Genomic DNA, 14,136 nt, shown 5'->3' with positions numbered 1-14,136 from the left:
GCCGATCCTGCCTCATACTGAAATATGCGCTATCGGCAAACCATTTCGGGGACCACGCACACCTTCTCCGGCCTGGTCGACGTGATGGCGAAGGCGACGCCATTGCGCTCCGGCGACCAGCTCGCGGGTTGCGCGGCCGGCTCCGACGCCGAACGGGCGGCGGCCGCGTGGGTGCTGGCCGACGTACCGCTGGCGACGTTCCTCACCGAGGTGGTCGTGCCGTACGAGACCGACGAAGTCACCCGGCTCATCATCGACGGCCATGACTCCGGGGCCTTCGGCCCGATCGCGGACTTGACGGTGGGCGGATTCCGCGACTGGCTGCTGGACGCGGCGTCCCGCGACGACGGCGCGGCGCGGATCGCCGCGATCTCCCCGGGGTTGACGCCGGAAATGGTTGCCGCGGTATCGAAGATCATGCGCAACCAGGACCTGATCCTGGTTGCCGCCGCGGCGACGGCCACCGCGGCCTTCCGGACCACGATCGGATTGCCCGGCACGCTGGCGACCCGGTTGCAGCCGAACCATCCCACCGACGACCCCCGCGGGATCGCGGCGGCCGTGCTCGACGGGCTGCTGATGGGCTGCGGTGACGCGGTGATCGGCATCAACCCGGTGACCGACTCGCCGCACGCCGCCTCGGAGCTGTTGCACCTGCTCGACGACATTCGCCAGCGGTTCGCGATCCCCGTCCAATCCTGCGTGCTGTGCCACGTCACGACCACGATGGAGCTGATCGACCGGGGCGCGCCCGTCGACCTGGTCTTCCAGTCGATCGCGGGCACCGAGGGCGCCAACTCCTCGTTCGGGACCTCCATCGGCATGCTGATGGAGGCCAACGAGGCCGCCCGGTCGCTGCGCCGCGGCACCGTCGGCGACAACGTCATGTATCTGGAGACGGGGCAAGGTGCGGCCCTGTCGGCCGGTGCCCACCTCGGTGTGGGTGACCAGCCGGTCGATCAGCAGACGCTGGAGGCGCGGGCCTATGGGGTGGCCCGGGCGCTGCAGCCGCTGTTGATCGACACCGTGGTCGGATTCATCGGACCCGAGTACCTCTACGACGGCAAGCAGATCATCCGCGCCGGGCTCGAAGACAACTTCTGCGGGAAGATGCTGGGCCTGCCGATGGGCGTCGACGTCTGCTACACCAACCACGCCGAGGCCGACCAGGACGACATGGACACGCTGCTGACCCTGCTCGGCGCGGCGGGCACCGCGTTCGTCATCACGGTTCCCGGCGCCGACGACGTCATGCTCGGCTATCAGAGCCTGTCGTTTCACGACGCGCTGTACGTGCGAAAAGCGTTGGGGCTGCGGCCCGCACCCGAATTCGAAGCGTGGCTGGCCGGTCTGGGCATGGTCGACGCCGACGGCCGCATCCTGCCCGTCGACCTCGCCACGTCGCCGCTGCGGGCGCTGGCGGCCGGCTGATGGACGACATCTGGGCGCCCCTGCGCGCCACCACGCAGGCGCGCATCGGGCTCGGGCGTGCGGGCAACTCGCTGCCGACGCGGCGCGTCCTGGAATTTCAGGCCGCACACGCCGCGGCGCGCGACGCCGTCCACGAACCGCTCGACGTCGACGGCCTCGTCCGGCGGCTGCGCGGCTTGAACGTCGAAGGCGTCGACGAGCCGCTGCGGGTGTGCAGCCGGGCGGCCTCGCGCGCCGAGTACCTGCGCAGGCCCGATCTCGGCCGCAGCCCGGCCGACCTGTCGAATCTGCGAAAGACCAAGGCGGACATCGGTTTTGTCCTCGCCGACGGGCTATCGCCGCGCGCCCTGACCGATCATGCCGCGGGCATGGTCGAGGCGCTGGTCCGCGAATTCGACGGCCGCTACCGCATTGCGCCGCCGGTCATCGCGACCCAGGCGCGCGTCGCGCTCGGCGACCACATCGGTGAAGCCCTCGGCGTCGCAACGGTTCTCGTGCTCATCGGCGAGCGCCCGGGCCTCTCAGTCGCCGACAGCCTGGGCATCTACCTGACGCATCGGCCGAAGCCGGGGCTCACCGACGCCGACCGCAACTGCATCTCCAACATCCATCCGCCCGACGGCCTCGACTATCCGACGGCCGCGGCGGTCGCGGCGGCGCTGGTGGCCGGCGCCCGGCAACTCGGCCGCTCGGGGGTGGCCCTGAAGGACACGACGCGAGCGGCAATCGGCCAGTCGGCGGCTAAAACGGCTCTCTAACGCCGCCGGCCGAGGATCCAACCCAGCACCAGCCCGGCGAGCACGGCCAGCACCAGCGGCGCGTACTTCTTCAGCTGGTCGCCGCCGGCGAGTTCGAGCAGGTCGATCGGTTCGGGCTCCGCGGCGGGGGCCTCATGTCGCGGCTCGGGGACGGCTCCAACCTGCGGGGGGCCCTCCGGCGTGGCCGGCGCCGCCACACTCTGCGCGGCCAATTCGGCTTCGAGCGATTCCACGAACTGGCCCAGCAGCTTCTCCGACACCTGCTGCAGCATGCCACTGCCGAACTGGGCCAGCTTGCCCGCGATCTTGAGGTCGGTGTCGACGGTGACGCCGGTGCGCTCGCCGTCCTCGTGGAGCTGGGCGGTGACCGTGGCGGCCGCGTTGCCGGTCCCCCGCGTCTCCTTGCCCTTGGCGTCGATCACCGCGCGGTACTGGCCCCGGTCGTGCTCGACGAAACGCACCTTGCCGCTGAACTCGCTGGTGACCGGCCCGACCTTCACCTTGACCTTGCCCAGGTAGTCGTCGCCCTCGTGACCGGTCAGCGCCGCCCCGGGCATCAGCGGGATCACCTGCTCGAGGTCGTTCAGCACGTCCCAGGCCCGCTCGATGGGTGCGCTGACGGTGAACTGGTTGGCGATCTTCATGCCGGGGATCCTCTCGGGTGCGACGACGGCGTCGAGCCCCAGCCTACGGGCGGCACTACGGAAGTAGAGTCGGGTCCCCCGCGTCGTGGTGGATGCGCCCGGCGATCTGGGCCAGCGGGCGGCCGCCGCCGCCCCAGCGCTTGGCGATGATGTCGGCGGCGATCGAGACCGCGGTCTCCTCCGGGGTGCGCGCGCCGAGGTCCAGCCCGATGGGGCTGGACAGCCGGCCCAGCTCGGCGTCGGTCAGACCGGCGGCCTTGAGCCGGTTCAGGCGGTCGTCGTGGGTGCGCCGCGAACCCATCGCCCCGACGTAGCCGACCTGGGGCAGGCGCAGTGCCACCTCGAGCAGCGGCACGTCGAACTTCGGGTCGTGGGTGAGCACGCAGATCACCGTGTGGCGGTCGACGGCGCCCGCCTCGGCCTGCGCGGCGAGATAGCGGTGCGGCCAGTCGACGACGACCTCGTCGGCCGTCGGGAAGCGCGCCCGGGTGGCGAACACTGGGCGGGCATCGCACACGGTGACCCGGTAGCCGAGGAACGAGCCCTGGCGCGCCAGCGCCGCCGCGAAGTCGATCGCGCCGAACACCAGCATCCGCGGCGGCGGCGCATAGCTGGACACGAAGACCTCCATGCCGTCGCCGAGCCGCTGCCCGTCGGGCCCGTACTCGAGGACCTCGCTGCGGCCCAGCGCGAGCAGGCCGCGCGCATCGTCGGCGACCGCGGCGTCGGCACGCGCCGAACCCAGCGATCCCGCCGTGCCGTCGGGCCGGATGACGAGACGCCGGCCGACCCGGGCCGGGTCCGGATGTGCGATGACGGTCGCGGTCGCCACCGCGCGGCGCCCGGCGATGTCGTCGGCCACCGCACCGAGCTCGGGAAACGACGCGCGTGAAACCGGCTCGACGAAGACGTCGATGACGCCGCCGCACGTCAGGCCGACCGCGAAGGCGTCGTCGTCGCTGACGCCGTAGCGTTCCAGCCGCGGGGCACCGGTTTTCGTCGCCTCGGTGGCGAGGTCGTACACCGCGCCCTCCACGCAGCCACCCGACACCGACCCGGTGACCGAGCCGTCCGGCGCCACCACCATCGCGGCCCCCGGCGGCCGGGGCGCGGACCGGAAAGTGCGCACCACCGTCCCCAGCCCCGCGGTGTCGCCGGCGTGCCAGATCGACATCAGCTCGGCAAGCACGTCACGCACTCGTCCAACGTAGGCTGACGGCTGCGGCCCGGCTGGACTTCGGCCCATTTGCGGCTCACCCGTCACAGCAGCACCAGATTCGGGATGGCATGTGACCCGCCGATTTTGATATCGCATGCGATATCAAATGTGAAGGCGAGCATGTGGGTCGCGGACCCGTAGCGAGTGTGCGTGGAGGGCGGCGGCTACCAGGCCTGGGACAGGTCCGCGTGCTGTCGAATCCAGGCATGCATCGCGATTCCGGCGGCCACGCCGGCGTTGATGCTGCGGGTCGAGCCGAACTGGGCGATAGACACCGTCGTGGCCGCGCCCGCCCGGATGTCGTCGGTGATGCCCGGCCCCTCCTGACCGAACACCAGCAGGCACTCGCGCGGCAGCGCGGCCTCCTCGAGCCGGGCCGCCCCCGGAACGTTGTCCACCGCGACCACCGTCAACCCGGCCCGCACCGCGAAGTCCAGCAGGTCGGCGGTGGTGTCGTGGTGGCACAGCCGCTGATAGCGGTCGGTCACCATGGCGCCGCGGCGATTCCACCGCCGCCGACCCACGATGTGCACGGTGTGCACGGCGAAGGAGTTGGCGGTGCGCACCACCGAGCCGATGTTGGCGTCGTACCCGAAGTTCTCGATCGCCACGTGCAGCGGGTGCCGCCGCCGATCGATGTCGGCGATGATCGCCTCCCGCGTCCAGTACCGGTATGCGTCGACGACGTTGCGAGTGTCGCCCTCGCGCAACAGGACTGGGTCATACCGCGGGTCGTCGGGCAGCTCGCCCGCCCACGGCCCGACCCCCCCGGCAGATTCGCCCCACTCGGTCGGCCCGGGATCGGTCATCGCGGCGTCCACACACCCGCGTGGGTGCCGTCGACGGCCACCGTCGCGTAGAGCAATGCCTCGGTGATCTCGCCCTGGGTGCACAGCGACGCGCTGACGTGCACCGCGTCCAGCGAGGCGTCGGGCAGGATCAACACCGACGAGCCGTACGCCGCGCAGGCCGGGTTCAGTCCGGCGCCGGGCAGGGTCGGCGACGCGAGCAGCATCAGCGGCCCGCCGCGCTTGGCCGAGTCGTCGCGGTACCGGGCCGCCAGCCCGTCGGCCTCCAGGCCCAGCAGCATGTAGCCGTTCCCGTTGAACGCCGCGGGGTCGCCGAGCTGCGCCTTGGTCACCGGGGCGCCGTCGGCGCGCCAGGCCGACAGGCTGGTGGTCTTGACCGCCAGGCCGGTGTCATTGGCGTTGGTGGGCATCAGCCCCACCGGGAAGGCGGCCGGGTAAGCCGCCGAGGTGTTCGGGATCCGGTCGCGCGGCGAGTAGCCGTACACACCGCGGACCTGACTCCGATCCTTCAGCGGCCCAAGGCAAACCGTGCCGGTCAGCCGGTCGCCGGGCGCCGACAGCGGCGAGTGGACATCGGGCGCCTTGCCGGTCGGGCGGTCGCAACTGCCCAGACCGTTGGACTCCATCGGGTGCGACAGCGCGCCGTAGAGGCCGAACCGGATGTCCTCGGCCTTGGCGCGCGGCGCGTGCGGGTCCGCCGCGGAGGCGTCGACGTCGATGAGCACGTAGTCGCCGTCCCAGCGCAGGTTCGACACCGCCATGTTCCAGCCCAGCAGCGAAAGCGACTCCCCGAACCGCGCGCCCTGGGCGCCGTAGGGCCGGACCGGTTGGCTGGGCCCCGAGCAACCCGTCAGCGGGGCCAGCGCGCAGGCCGCTATCGCGAGGAGGTGCGCCCAGCGACGCAACCTAGGCCAGCCCCAGATCGGCAAGGCCCAGCACGCTGCGATACGGCAGGCCCTCGGCCTCGATGGCCTCGGCGGCGCCGGTGGACCGGTCCACGACCGTGGCCACGCCGACCACCTTTCCGCCCGCCTCTTGGACGGCGCGCACCGCGGTCAGCGCCGACCCGCCCGTGGTGCTGGTGTCCTCGACGACCAGCACCCGCTTACCGGCGACCTCCGACCCCTCGATAAGGCGTTGCAGCCCATGGGTTTTCGCGGACTTGCGCACCACGAACGCGTCGATCGGGCGGCCCGGCGCGTGCATGACGGCCGTGGCGACCGGGTCGGCGCCCAGCGTCAGCCCGCCGACCACGTCGTAGTCCCAGTCGCTGGTGAGGTCGCGCATCAGCGTGCCGATCAGGGCCGAGGCCCGGTGGTGCAGGGTGGCGCGGCGCAGGTCGACGTAGTAGTCGGCCTCCTTGCCCGACGACAGCGTGACCCGGCCGTGCACCACCGACAGCCGGCGCACCAGCTCGGCCAGCTCCTTACGCAATGACGAATCAGGTTCGGCCACGGCCACCCCCGATTCGCTTGGTCACGGCCCGCATCAGCGTCCGCGGGATCATCCGCTCGGCGGCGATGATCGCCTTGTATTGCAGGCCCGGAATGCTGATCACCTTGCCGCGCGCAATGTCGGCGAGGCTCTGGTTCACCACGTCGTCGACCTCGAGCCACATGAACGACGGCGACTTGGCCATGTCGATCCCGGCGCGGGCGTGAAACTCGGTGCGCACGTAGCCCGGACACACGGCGTGCACCCCCACCCCGGTCCCCTGCAGGCCCACGGACAGGCCCTCGCTGAAGGAGATCACCCACGCCTTGGAGGCCGAGTAGGTCGACCCGCGTCCCGGCACCAGGCCGGCGACGCTGGCGATGTTGATGACGGTGCCGGCGCCCGCGTCGAGCATGGCCGGCAGGGCCGCGCGGGTGAGGTGCATGACCGCGGTGACGTTGACGTCGAGCTGCGATTGCAGCAGCGCGGGATCGGTGGCCCAGAAATCGCCCGAGGTGCCGAAGCCCGCGTTGTTCACCAGGACGCGGACGCCCTGGGCGAGGCGTGCGCAAACCTTGTCGCGACCGGCGGTGTCGGCCAGGTCGGCGGGCAGCACCTCGACGTTGCCGGCCCGGCCCTCCAGCTCACGGGCCAGTTCGCGCAGCCGGTCGACGTCGCGGGCGACCAGGACCAGGTCGTAGCCGTCGCTCGCATAGCGTCGCGCGAAGCCGGCGCCGATCCCGGACGTGGGCCCGGTGATCAGGGCGACAGGACGAGGCATGAGCGACATCCTAATGACGGCGGCAGCGCCGCCCACCCGGCGCCCAGCGCGCCGTCAGTGCTGATAGTTGGTGGCCTGGTGGCCGTTGCGCCCGGTCGGCGGCGGGCGGCGAACGGCGTCCGAGCCGCGCTGCTCCCGGCGGATCGGCTCGGCCGGCCTGCGCCCGGGCGCGTCACCCAGCAGCCCCGTGACGTCCTGCTGCGCGCGCCGGGGCGGCAGCTCCGCGCGGCCGGCGGGGGCCAGCGGGCGGCTCGGCGCCGCGTTGCGCAGCCCCGCGGGCGCGCCACCCTCCTGCGGGGTTTCCTCCGGCAGCGGCGGCAGCACCCGCAGCAGGTCGTTGAACTGCCGCACGGTGCGCAGGCCCTCGTCCCACTGGGTGCGGGTGCTGGTGATGGGCATGGCGACCAGCGTCCAGTTCTGCTCGTTCCACATGATCTCGGCGCAGTCCGGTGCGGTGTGCGCGAAGGTGACCATGCGGCGGTCGCAGGCGCGCCGGGCGGCGTCCAGGTTGGTGGAGTACACCATCCGCGGGCCGATCGCACCCAGCAGCCAAATGTCGCTCTCCCGTGGCTCTTTCAGCCCCTTGAGCCGCAGGTCCACCACGACGTTGGTGCCCACCTTGCGGTGCAGCGCAATCACGGTGGCGACTTCCTCGAGGTCGAAGATGTAGACGGCCTCGCCGCGGATCTGGCCCAGCACCACGTTCTCGGCGGCGATGTCGCCGACCGTCGAGATCACACCGCGCTTCCAGCGCTTGAGGATGTCGGCCGATTCCCGCTCGTAGTCGAAGCCGTGCGACCGCGCCCACGACCTGCGGCGCCGGCTGCGACCGCGACGTCGATCGAGGTCGACGTACAGCAACACCCCCGCGCCGACGAAGCACAGCGCGGACAGCGTGAACCAAAGGGGGACCATCCCACACAGGGTATCCGCATTTCCGCCGGAATAAAGAAGTCCGGCTGGTCACAACCCAATTACATGGCGATCGCGAGCCCGGCGTAGCCGCGCTCGCGATCGCCGCCGACTCAGCCCAGGATCAGCGAGTCGCCGTCCGGGCTGACGTTCACCGGCACGGTGTCGCCGTCGTGCACGTCGCCGGCCAGCAGCTGCTTGGCCAGCTGGTCGCCGATGGCCTGCTGCACCAGCCGGCGCAGCGGCCGCGCGCCGTAGACCGGGTCGAACCCGCGCTGCGCGAGCCACTGCTTGGCCGGGAGCGACACCTCCAGCGTGAGGCGGCGCTGCGCCAGCCGCTTCTGCAGCTGGGCCAGCTGGATGTCGACGATCGACACCAGCTCGCCGGGCTCGAGGCCGTGGAAGATGATCACGTCGTCGAGCCGGTTGATGAACTCGGGCTTGAACGCCGAGCGCACCGCGGCCATCACCTGCTCCTCGCTGCCGCCCGACCCGAGGTTGGACGTCAGGATCAGGATGGTGTTGCGGAAGTCGACCGTGCGGCCCTGCCCGTCGGTGAGCCGGCCCTCGTCGAGGACCTGCAGCAGCACGTCGAACACGTCCGGGTGCGCCTTCTCGATCTCGTCGAAGAGGATCACCGTGTACGGCCGGCGGCGCACCGCCTCGGTCAGCTGGCCGCCCTGGTCGTAGCCGATGTAGCCCGGGGGCGCACCGACCAGCCGGGCGACGGAGTGCTTCTCGCCGTACTCGCTCATGTCGATGCGCACCATCGCGCGCTCGTCGTCGAACAGGAACTCCGCCAGCGCCTTGGCCAGCTCGGTCTTACCGACACCGGTCGGCCCGAGGAACATGAACGACCCGGTCGGCCGGTTGGGGTCGGCGACGCCGGCCCGGCTGCGCCGCACCGCGTCGGACACCGCCGTCACCGCCCGCTTCTGGCCGATGACGCGCTTGCCCAGCTCGTCCTCCATCCGCAGCAGCTTGGCGGTCTCGCCCTCGAGCATCCGCCCGGCGGGAATGCCGGTCCACGCGGACACCACCTCGGCGATGTCGTCGGGTCCGACCTCCTCCTTGAGCATCACGTTCTCGCGCGCCTCGGCGTGCGGCAGCGCCGCGTCGAGCTTCTTCTCGACCTCGGGGATGCGCCCGTAGCGCAGCTCGGCGGCCTTGGCCAGGTCACCGTCGCGCTCGGCGCGCTCGGACTCCCCGCGCAGCGCCTCGAGCTGCTCCTTGAGCTCGCGGACGACGTCGATCGCGCTCTTCTCGTTCTGCCAGCGGGTGGTCAGCTCGGCCAGCTTCTCCTTCTGGTCGGCCAGCTCGGAGCGCAGCTTTTCCAGCCGCTCCTTGGACGCCTCGTCCTCCTCCTTGGCCAGCGCCATCTCCTCGATCTCGAGGCGGCGCACCAGCCGCTCGACCTCGTCGATCTCGACGGGCCGCGAGTCGATCTCCATCTTCAGGCGCGAAGCGGCTTCGTCGACCAGGTCGATGGCCTTGTCCGGCAGGAAGCGGGCGGTGATGTAGCGATCGGACAGCGTGGCCGCGGCCACCAGGGCCGAGTCGGTGATGCGCACACCGTGGTGCACCTCGTAGCGGTCCTTCAGCCCGCGCAGGATGCCGACGGTGTCCTCCACCGACGGCTCTCCCACCAGCACCTGCTGGAAGCGCCGCTCCAGCGCGGCGTCCTTCTCGATGTACTTGCGGTACTCGTCGAGCGTGGTCGCGCCGACCAGGCGCAGCTCGCCGCGGGCCAGCATCGGCTTGATCATGTTGCCGGCGTCCATCGCGCCCTCGCCGGTCGCGCCGGCCCCGACGATCGTGTGCAGCTCGTCGATGAACGTGATGATCTGCCCGGCGGAGTTCTTGATGTCGTCGAGGACGGCCTTGAGCCGCTCCTCGAACTCGCCGCGGTACTTGGCGCCGGCCACCATCGAGCCGAGGTCCAGGCTGATGACGGTCTTGTCGCGCAGGCTCTCCGGCACGTCGCCGGCCACGATCCGCTGGGCCAGGCCCTCCACGATCGCGGTCTTGCCGACGCCGGGCTCGCCGATCAGCACCGGGTTGTTCTTGGTGCGGCGGCTCAAAACCTGCACGACGCGGCGGATCTCGTTGTCCCGCCCGATGACCGGGTCGAGCTTGCCTTCGCGCGCGCGGGCGGTCAGGTCGGTCGAGTACTTCTCCAGCGCCTGGTAGGTGGCCTCCGGCTCGGGGCTGGTGACGCGGGCGCTGCCGCGGACCTTGACGAAGCCGTCGCGCAACGCCTGCGGCGATGCGCCGTGGCCGGTCAGCAGCTTGGCGACGTCGGAATCACCGGTGGCCAGGCCGACCATCAGGTGTTCGGTCGAGACGTACTCGTCGTCCATCTCGGTGGCCAGTTGCTGGGCGGTGGTGATGGCGGCCAGCGATTCGCGCGACAGCTGCGGCTGCGAGCTGGCGCCGCTGGCCTGCGGCAACCGTTCCACCAGGTGCTCGGCCTCGGTGCGAATGGTCGCGGGCGGGACGCCGACAGCCTCCAGCAGCGGTCCCGCGATCCCGTCGGCCTGTGTGAGCAGGGCCATCAGCAGGTGCGCGGGGCGGATCTCCGGGTTACCGGCGGCCGAGGCCGCCTGGAGCGCCGAGGTCAGCGCCGCTTGCGTCTTGGTTGTCGGGTTGAAAGAGTCCACGACGCCTCCGTTCGCATAAGTAGGGAAAATGCTTGTCGCGTTGTTCAACGCCGTCAAGGTTGAGTGTGTTCCGCTCAACTCTAGCGAGTTTTGGGCAATATGGTGCACGGGGTACCCACCTGGCGATGACGCAGACCGAACCACACCGGAAGCAGGCCGACGCGCGCCGCGTGCGCGGCACCTTCAGGCTGGCCATCGTTGTCAGCGGGCTGGCGCTGGCGGGGCTCGCCGTAGCCGGGTTCCGCACCGACCTCGGCGGGGCCGGCCCGTCGGCGACCGTCCCGGACTCGGGCACGCTGCAGGTCAACGGGGCGGGCACCTCGAAGACCATCCGCTGCCAGGGTGGCTACCTGTCGGTCAGCGGCCAGACCAACACCGTCACCGTCACCGGGCACTGCACGAGCGTGAGCGTCTCCGGCCACGGCAACCGCGTCGCGGTCGACAGCGCGGACGCAGTGAGCACCTCCGGGACCGGCAACGCGGTCATATTCCACTGGGGCTCACCGAACGTCGTCAACGCCGGGACGACCAACACCGTCAAGCAGGGCTGAGCCGGGTCACGGGCGATAGCCGGCCGGCAGGCCGAGCTCGTCCGCGTCCGCGGTGAGGTAGCGCTGCACGCTGGGTGCGATCAGCCCGACCACCTCTTCGGTGCTGAGGTCGGCGAGCGGACCCACCTTCATCACGTAGCGGAACAACGCGGTGCCGACCAGGTTCGTGCCCGCGAGGTTGGCCCGCAGGATCGTGTCGGGCCCCTCGCCCAGGACGCCGGAGATGGCGGTCATCACGTAACCGCGCATGAAATCGCGAAAGGCCTCGTACGCGTCGGGGTTCAGCATCGCCGAGTGCAGCATCGCGACCATGGTCGGGCCGGTCTCCGGCTCCTCCCAGATCTGCAGGTAGGCCCGCACCAACCGGACGCCGACGTCGCCGGGCGGGCCGCCGGTCATCGCGGCGACCAGCACCTCACCGTCCACGACCAGCCGCATCGACTCACGGAACAGCTCGGCCTTGGAACCAAACAGATACAGCACCATCGCGGCGTCCACGTGGGCGTCGTCGGCGATCTGACGCAGCGTCGTCTTCTCGAAGCCCTGGGCGGCGAACCGCCGCTTGGCCGCGCGGAGCACCGCGTCCTTCGACACGGGCCCGCCCTGGCGGCGGCCCCTGCGCTTACGGGCGCCGGCCGGGGAAGTGACTGGTGACGGCATACGACGACGGTATCATTTCATTGTCTGTTGAAAATATCGAACGGCACGGATACGCTGCGGACGTCATATTTCATCTATCGATGAAAAAGGTGCCGCGCATGATCACTCAGTCGCTCCCCCAGCACGGCCGGCCCGTTCACCGCCGCCCGCCACAACCCTTGTTCCGCGCCACCGGCATCGTCGCGGCGATGACGGTCGCGGTGGCCATCATCTGCGTCGCCTTCGCGCTGCCGGCGGCGCGCTCCAAGCCGCACCACATACCGATTGGTCTGGTGGGCCCCGGTTTCGTGACCGGACTGATCAGCAGCCAGCTGGACACCGCCGCCCCGGGCGGCTTCGCCGTGACCACGTACCCGGACGAGGCCGCGCTGCGGTCGGCGATCCGCAACCGCGACGGCTACGGCGGCCTGGTGGTGACCCCCCACGGCCCCACCCTGCTGCTCGCGTCCGGGGCGAGCCCGGCCGTGGCCCAACTGCTGACCCAGATCGGCGACCGCGTCGCGCAACGCACCGGCGCGCCGTTGCGCACCGAAGACCTGGCCCCGCTGCCCGCCGACGATCCGCGCGGCGCCGGCCTGGCCGCCTCCGCGCTGCCGATCACCCTGGCCGGAATCCTGCCCGCCATCGTGCTGCTGCTGGCCTTCCCCCGCCGGCCGTGGCTGAATTGCGCCGTCGCAACGGCATTTTCGGCCAGCGCCGCGGTGACGATCGCCGTGCTGCTGCGTTATGTCCTCGGGTCGGTCGACCATAATTTCTGGGGCGTGACCGCCGGACTCACCCTGGGCACGCTGGCGATGGCGCTGCCGACGCTGGCGCTGGGCTCGCTGTTCGGCCGGGTTGGCCTGAGTGGCGCGGTGGCGGTGGCGATGCTGCTGGGCAACCCGCTGTCCGGCCTGATGAGCGCCCCGGAGATGCTGCCGTCGGGGTGGGGCACGCTGGGTCAACTGTTGCCGCAGGGGGCAAACGCCACACTGCTGCGTTCGACGGCGTACTTCTCCGGCGCCGGGGCGACGACCGCCAGCCTGGTCTTGTGCTGCTGGGTGGCCGTCGCGGCCGTGCTGATCGGGATTGCCGGCGCGCGGCGAGCCTAGAATCGGGCCCCGTGGGGCTCGAGGACACCGAAGCATTGCGGGTGCTGCGCGACGCCTTCGCGCAGGAGGAGTCGGGTCCCGGCAACGAACTGGTCCGCCGGTTCTACACCCACTGGTTCGGCCTCGACGTGTCGGTGCGCGACCTGTTCCCGCCCGAAATGGGCGGGCAGCGGGCCGCTTTCGCCCACGCGCTGCACTGGGTGTACGGCGAACTCGTCGCCCAGCGCGCCCAGGAACCGGTCGCCTTTCTGGCTCAGCTCGGCCGGGACCACCGCAAATACGGTGTGCTGCCGCAGCATTACGACACGCTGCGCCGCGCGTTGCTGTCGACGTTGCGGACCTACCTCGGCGACGCCTGGACCGACGCCGTCAACGAGGCGGCCGACCAGTCGCTCAACCTGATCATCGGGGTGATGCGCGGCGCCGCGGACGCCGAGGAGGGGCCCGCCTGGTGGGACGGCACGGTCATCGAGCACATGCGGGTCTCCCGCGACCTTGCGGTCGTCCGGCTGCAGCTCGACCGCCCGATGGACTATCACGCCGGCCAGTACGTCAACGTGCACGTCCCGCAGTGCCCGCGCCGCTGGCGGTACCTGTCGCCCGCCATCCCGGCGGACCCGGGCGGCGGCATCGAGTTCCACGTCCGGGTGGTGCCCGGCGGCCTGGTCAGCACCGCCATCGTCAACGAGACCCGGCCCGGCGACCGGTGGCGGATGTCCAGCCCGCACGGCGGCCTGCGGGTCGACCGGGACGGCGGCGACGTGCTGATGGTCGCCGGCAGCACCGGCCTGGCGCCGCTGCGGGCGCTGATCATGGACCTGTGCCGGTTCGCGGTGAACCCGCGGGTGCACCTCTTCTTCGGCGCCCGCTACCGCTGCGAGCTCTACGACCTGCCGACGCTGTGGCAGGTGGCGTCGCACAATCCGTGGCTGTCGGTCTCGCCGGTCTCGGAGTACAGCGCCGACCCGGCGTGGGCCGCCGACTATCCCGACTGCACCCCGCCGCGCGGCCTGCACGTGCGGCAGACCGGTCGGCTCCCCGACGTGGTCACCAAGTACGGCGGGTGGGGCGATCGGCAGATCCTGATCTGCGGCGGACCGGCGATGGTGCGGGCCACCAAGGCCGCCCTGATCGCCAAAGGCGCTCCGCCGGAACATATTCAGCACGACCCACTGTGGAGGTAAGC

At 71.1% G+C, this 14,136-nt stretch carries 14 protein-coding genes; 5 read left to right on the top strand and 9 right to left on the bottom strand.

Annotated features, from left to right (window positions below):
* The first annotated feature begins 24 nt into the window (after positions 1–24).
* On the top strand, positions 25–1,431 hold the full coding sequence (locus A5697_RS23250) for an ethanolamine ammonia-lyase subunit EutB (protein ID WP_068012179.1): 1,407 nt from the start codon (positions 25–27) through the stop codon (positions 1,429–1,431).
* The gene (gene eutC / locus A5697_RS23245; RefSeq protein WP_068012178.1) at positions 1,431–2,189 is read left to right on the top strand and encodes an ethanolamine ammonia-lyase subunit EutC; all 759 of its coding nucleotides are present in this window, start codon (positions 1,431–1,433) and stop codon (positions 2,187–2,189) included. Before A5697_RS23250 ends, eutC begins: the two co-directional genes overlap by 1 nt.
* Here the strand turns inward: eutC and A5697_RS23240 are convergent.
* From A5697_RS23240 to clpB, 8 genes are all read right to left on the bottom strand, one after another.
* Positions 2,186–2,833 (bottom strand): SRPBCC family protein, encoded by a 648-nt coding sequence (locus A5697_RS23240; protein WP_068012177.1) that lies wholly within the window; start codon positions 2,831–2,833, stop codon positions 2,186–2,188. The two genes, eutC and A5697_RS23240, sit on opposite strands and share 4 nt — an antisense overlap.
* Before the next feature lie 55 nt (positions 2,834–2,888).
* Positions 2,889–4,031, bottom strand: a complete 1,143-nt coding sequence (locus A5697_RS23235) for an XdhC family protein (RefSeq protein ID WP_197501092.1) — start codon at positions 4,029–4,031, stop codon at positions 2,889–2,891.
* Between the two features lie 185 nt (positions 4,032–4,216).
* The gene (locus A5697_RS23230; protein WP_068012203.1) at positions 4,217–4,861 is read right to left on the bottom strand and encodes an RNA methyltransferase; all 645 of its coding nucleotides are present in this window, start codon (positions 4,859–4,861) and stop codon (positions 4,217–4,219) included.
* The gene (locus tag A5697_RS23225; protein WP_068012176.1) at positions 4,858–5,766 is read right to left on the bottom strand and encodes a hypothetical protein; all 909 of its coding nucleotides are present in this window, start codon (positions 5,764–5,766) and stop codon (positions 4,858–4,860) included. The genes A5697_RS23230 and A5697_RS23225 overlap by 4 nt, the downstream gene beginning before the upstream one ends.
* 1 nt (position 5,767) lies before the next feature.
* Positions 5,768–6,316, bottom strand: a complete 549-nt coding sequence (pyrE, locus tag A5697_RS23220) for an orotate phosphoribosyltransferase (protein ID WP_068012202.1) — start codon at positions 6,314–6,316, stop codon at positions 5,768–5,770.
* Entirely contained in the window at positions 6,303–7,076 is a 774-nt protein-coding gene (locus A5697_RS23215; protein WP_068012175.1) for an SDR family oxidoreductase, read from the bottom strand. The genes pyrE and A5697_RS23215 overlap by 14 nt, the downstream gene beginning before the upstream one ends.
* Before the next feature lie 54 nt (positions 7,077–7,130).
* Positions 7,131–7,991, bottom strand: a complete 861-nt coding sequence (ttfA, locus tag A5697_RS23210) for a trehalose monomycolate transport factor TtfA (protein WP_067950311.1) — start codon at positions 7,989–7,991, stop codon at positions 7,131–7,133.
* A 110-nt stretch (positions 7,992–8,101) separates the two neighbouring features.
* On the bottom strand, positions 8,102–10,648 hold the full coding sequence (gene clpB / locus A5697_RS23205) for an ATP-dependent chaperone ClpB (RefSeq protein WP_067950309.1): 2,547 nt from the start codon (positions 10,646–10,648) through the stop codon (positions 8,102–8,104).
* Positions 10,649–10,773: 125 nt separating this feature from the next.
* On the opposite strand from clpB, the gene A5697_RS23200 reads away from it, so the two are divergent.
* Positions 10,774–11,199, top strand: coding sequence for a DUF3060 domain-containing protein (locus A5697_RS23200; protein WP_068012174.1), 426 nt, complete (start codon positions 10,774–10,776; stop codon positions 11,197–11,199).
* Between the two features lie 6 nt (positions 11,200–11,205).
* Here the strand turns inward: A5697_RS23200 and A5697_RS23195 are convergent, their stop codons facing one another.
* A complete protein-coding gene (locus A5697_RS23195; RefSeq protein WP_082953554.1) occupies positions 11,206–11,859 on the bottom strand; it encodes a TetR family transcriptional regulator in 654 nt (217 codons plus the stop codon).
* 98 nt (positions 11,860–11,957) lie between these two features.
* On the opposite strand from A5697_RS23195, the gene A5697_RS23190 reads away from it, so the two are divergent.
* Together A5697_RS23190 and A5697_RS23185 are read left to right on the top strand one after the other, a co-directional pair.
* On the top strand, positions 11,958–12,950 hold the full coding sequence (locus A5697_RS23190; protein WP_068012172.1) for an ABC transporter permease: 993 nt from the start codon (positions 11,958–11,960) through the stop codon (positions 12,948–12,950).
* Positions 12,951–12,961: 11 nt separating this feature from the next.
* A complete protein-coding gene (locus tag A5697_RS23185) occupies positions 12,962–14,134 on the top strand; it encodes an FAD-binding oxidoreductase (RefSeq protein WP_068012171.1) in 1,173 nt (390 codons plus the stop codon).
* Positions 14,135–14,136 lie beyond the last annotated feature (2 nt).

The organism is Mycobacterium sp. E3251, from assembly GCF_001666835.1.
GTDB lineage: Bacteria > Actinomycetota > Actinomycetes > Mycobacteriales > Mycobacteriaceae > Mycobacterium.
The sequence above is the reverse complement of the archived record's forward strand: the minus strand, read 5'-3'. Positions and strand labels throughout refer to the sequence as shown.

What these genes read in the sequence shown, in the direction of transcription:
- eutC (WP_068012178.1), top strand. Translation starts at nt 1,431, where the DNA reads ATGGACGACATCTGGGCGCCCCTGCGCGCCACCACGCAGGCGCGCATC.
- A5697_RS23240 (WP_068012177.1), bottom strand. Translation starts at nt 2,833, where the DNA reads ATGAAGATCGCCAACCAGTTCACCGTCAGCGCACCCATCGAGCGGGCC.
- A5697_RS23250 (WP_068012179.1), top strand. Translation starts at nt 25, where the DNA reads ATGCGCTATCGGCAAACCATTTCGGGGACCACGCACACCTTCTCCGGC.
- A5697_RS23230 (WP_068012203.1), bottom strand. Translation starts at nt 4,861, where the DNA reads ATGACCGATCCCGGGCCGACCGAGTGGGGCGAATCTGCCGGGGGGGTC.
- A5697_RS23190 (WP_068012172.1), top strand. Translation starts at nt 11,958, where the DNA reads ATGATCACTCAGTCGCTCCCCCAGCACGGCCGGCCCGTTCACCGCCGC.
- A5697_RS23195 (WP_082953554.1), bottom strand. Translation starts at nt 11,859, where the DNA reads ATGCCGTCACCAGTCACTTCCCCGGCCGGCGCCCGTAAGCGCAGGGGC.
- ttfA (WP_067950311.1), bottom strand. Translation starts at nt 7,991, where the DNA reads ATGGTCCCCCTTTGGTTCACGCTGTCCGCGCTGTGCTTCGTCGGCGCG.
- A5697_RS23200 (WP_068012174.1), top strand. Translation starts at nt 10,774, where the DNA reads ATGACGCAGACCGAACCACACCGGAAGCAGGCCGACGCGCGCCGCGTG.
- A5697_RS23215 (WP_068012175.1), bottom strand. Translation starts at nt 7,076, where the DNA reads ATGCCTCGTCCTGTCGCCCTGATCACCGGGCCCACGTCCGGGATCGGC.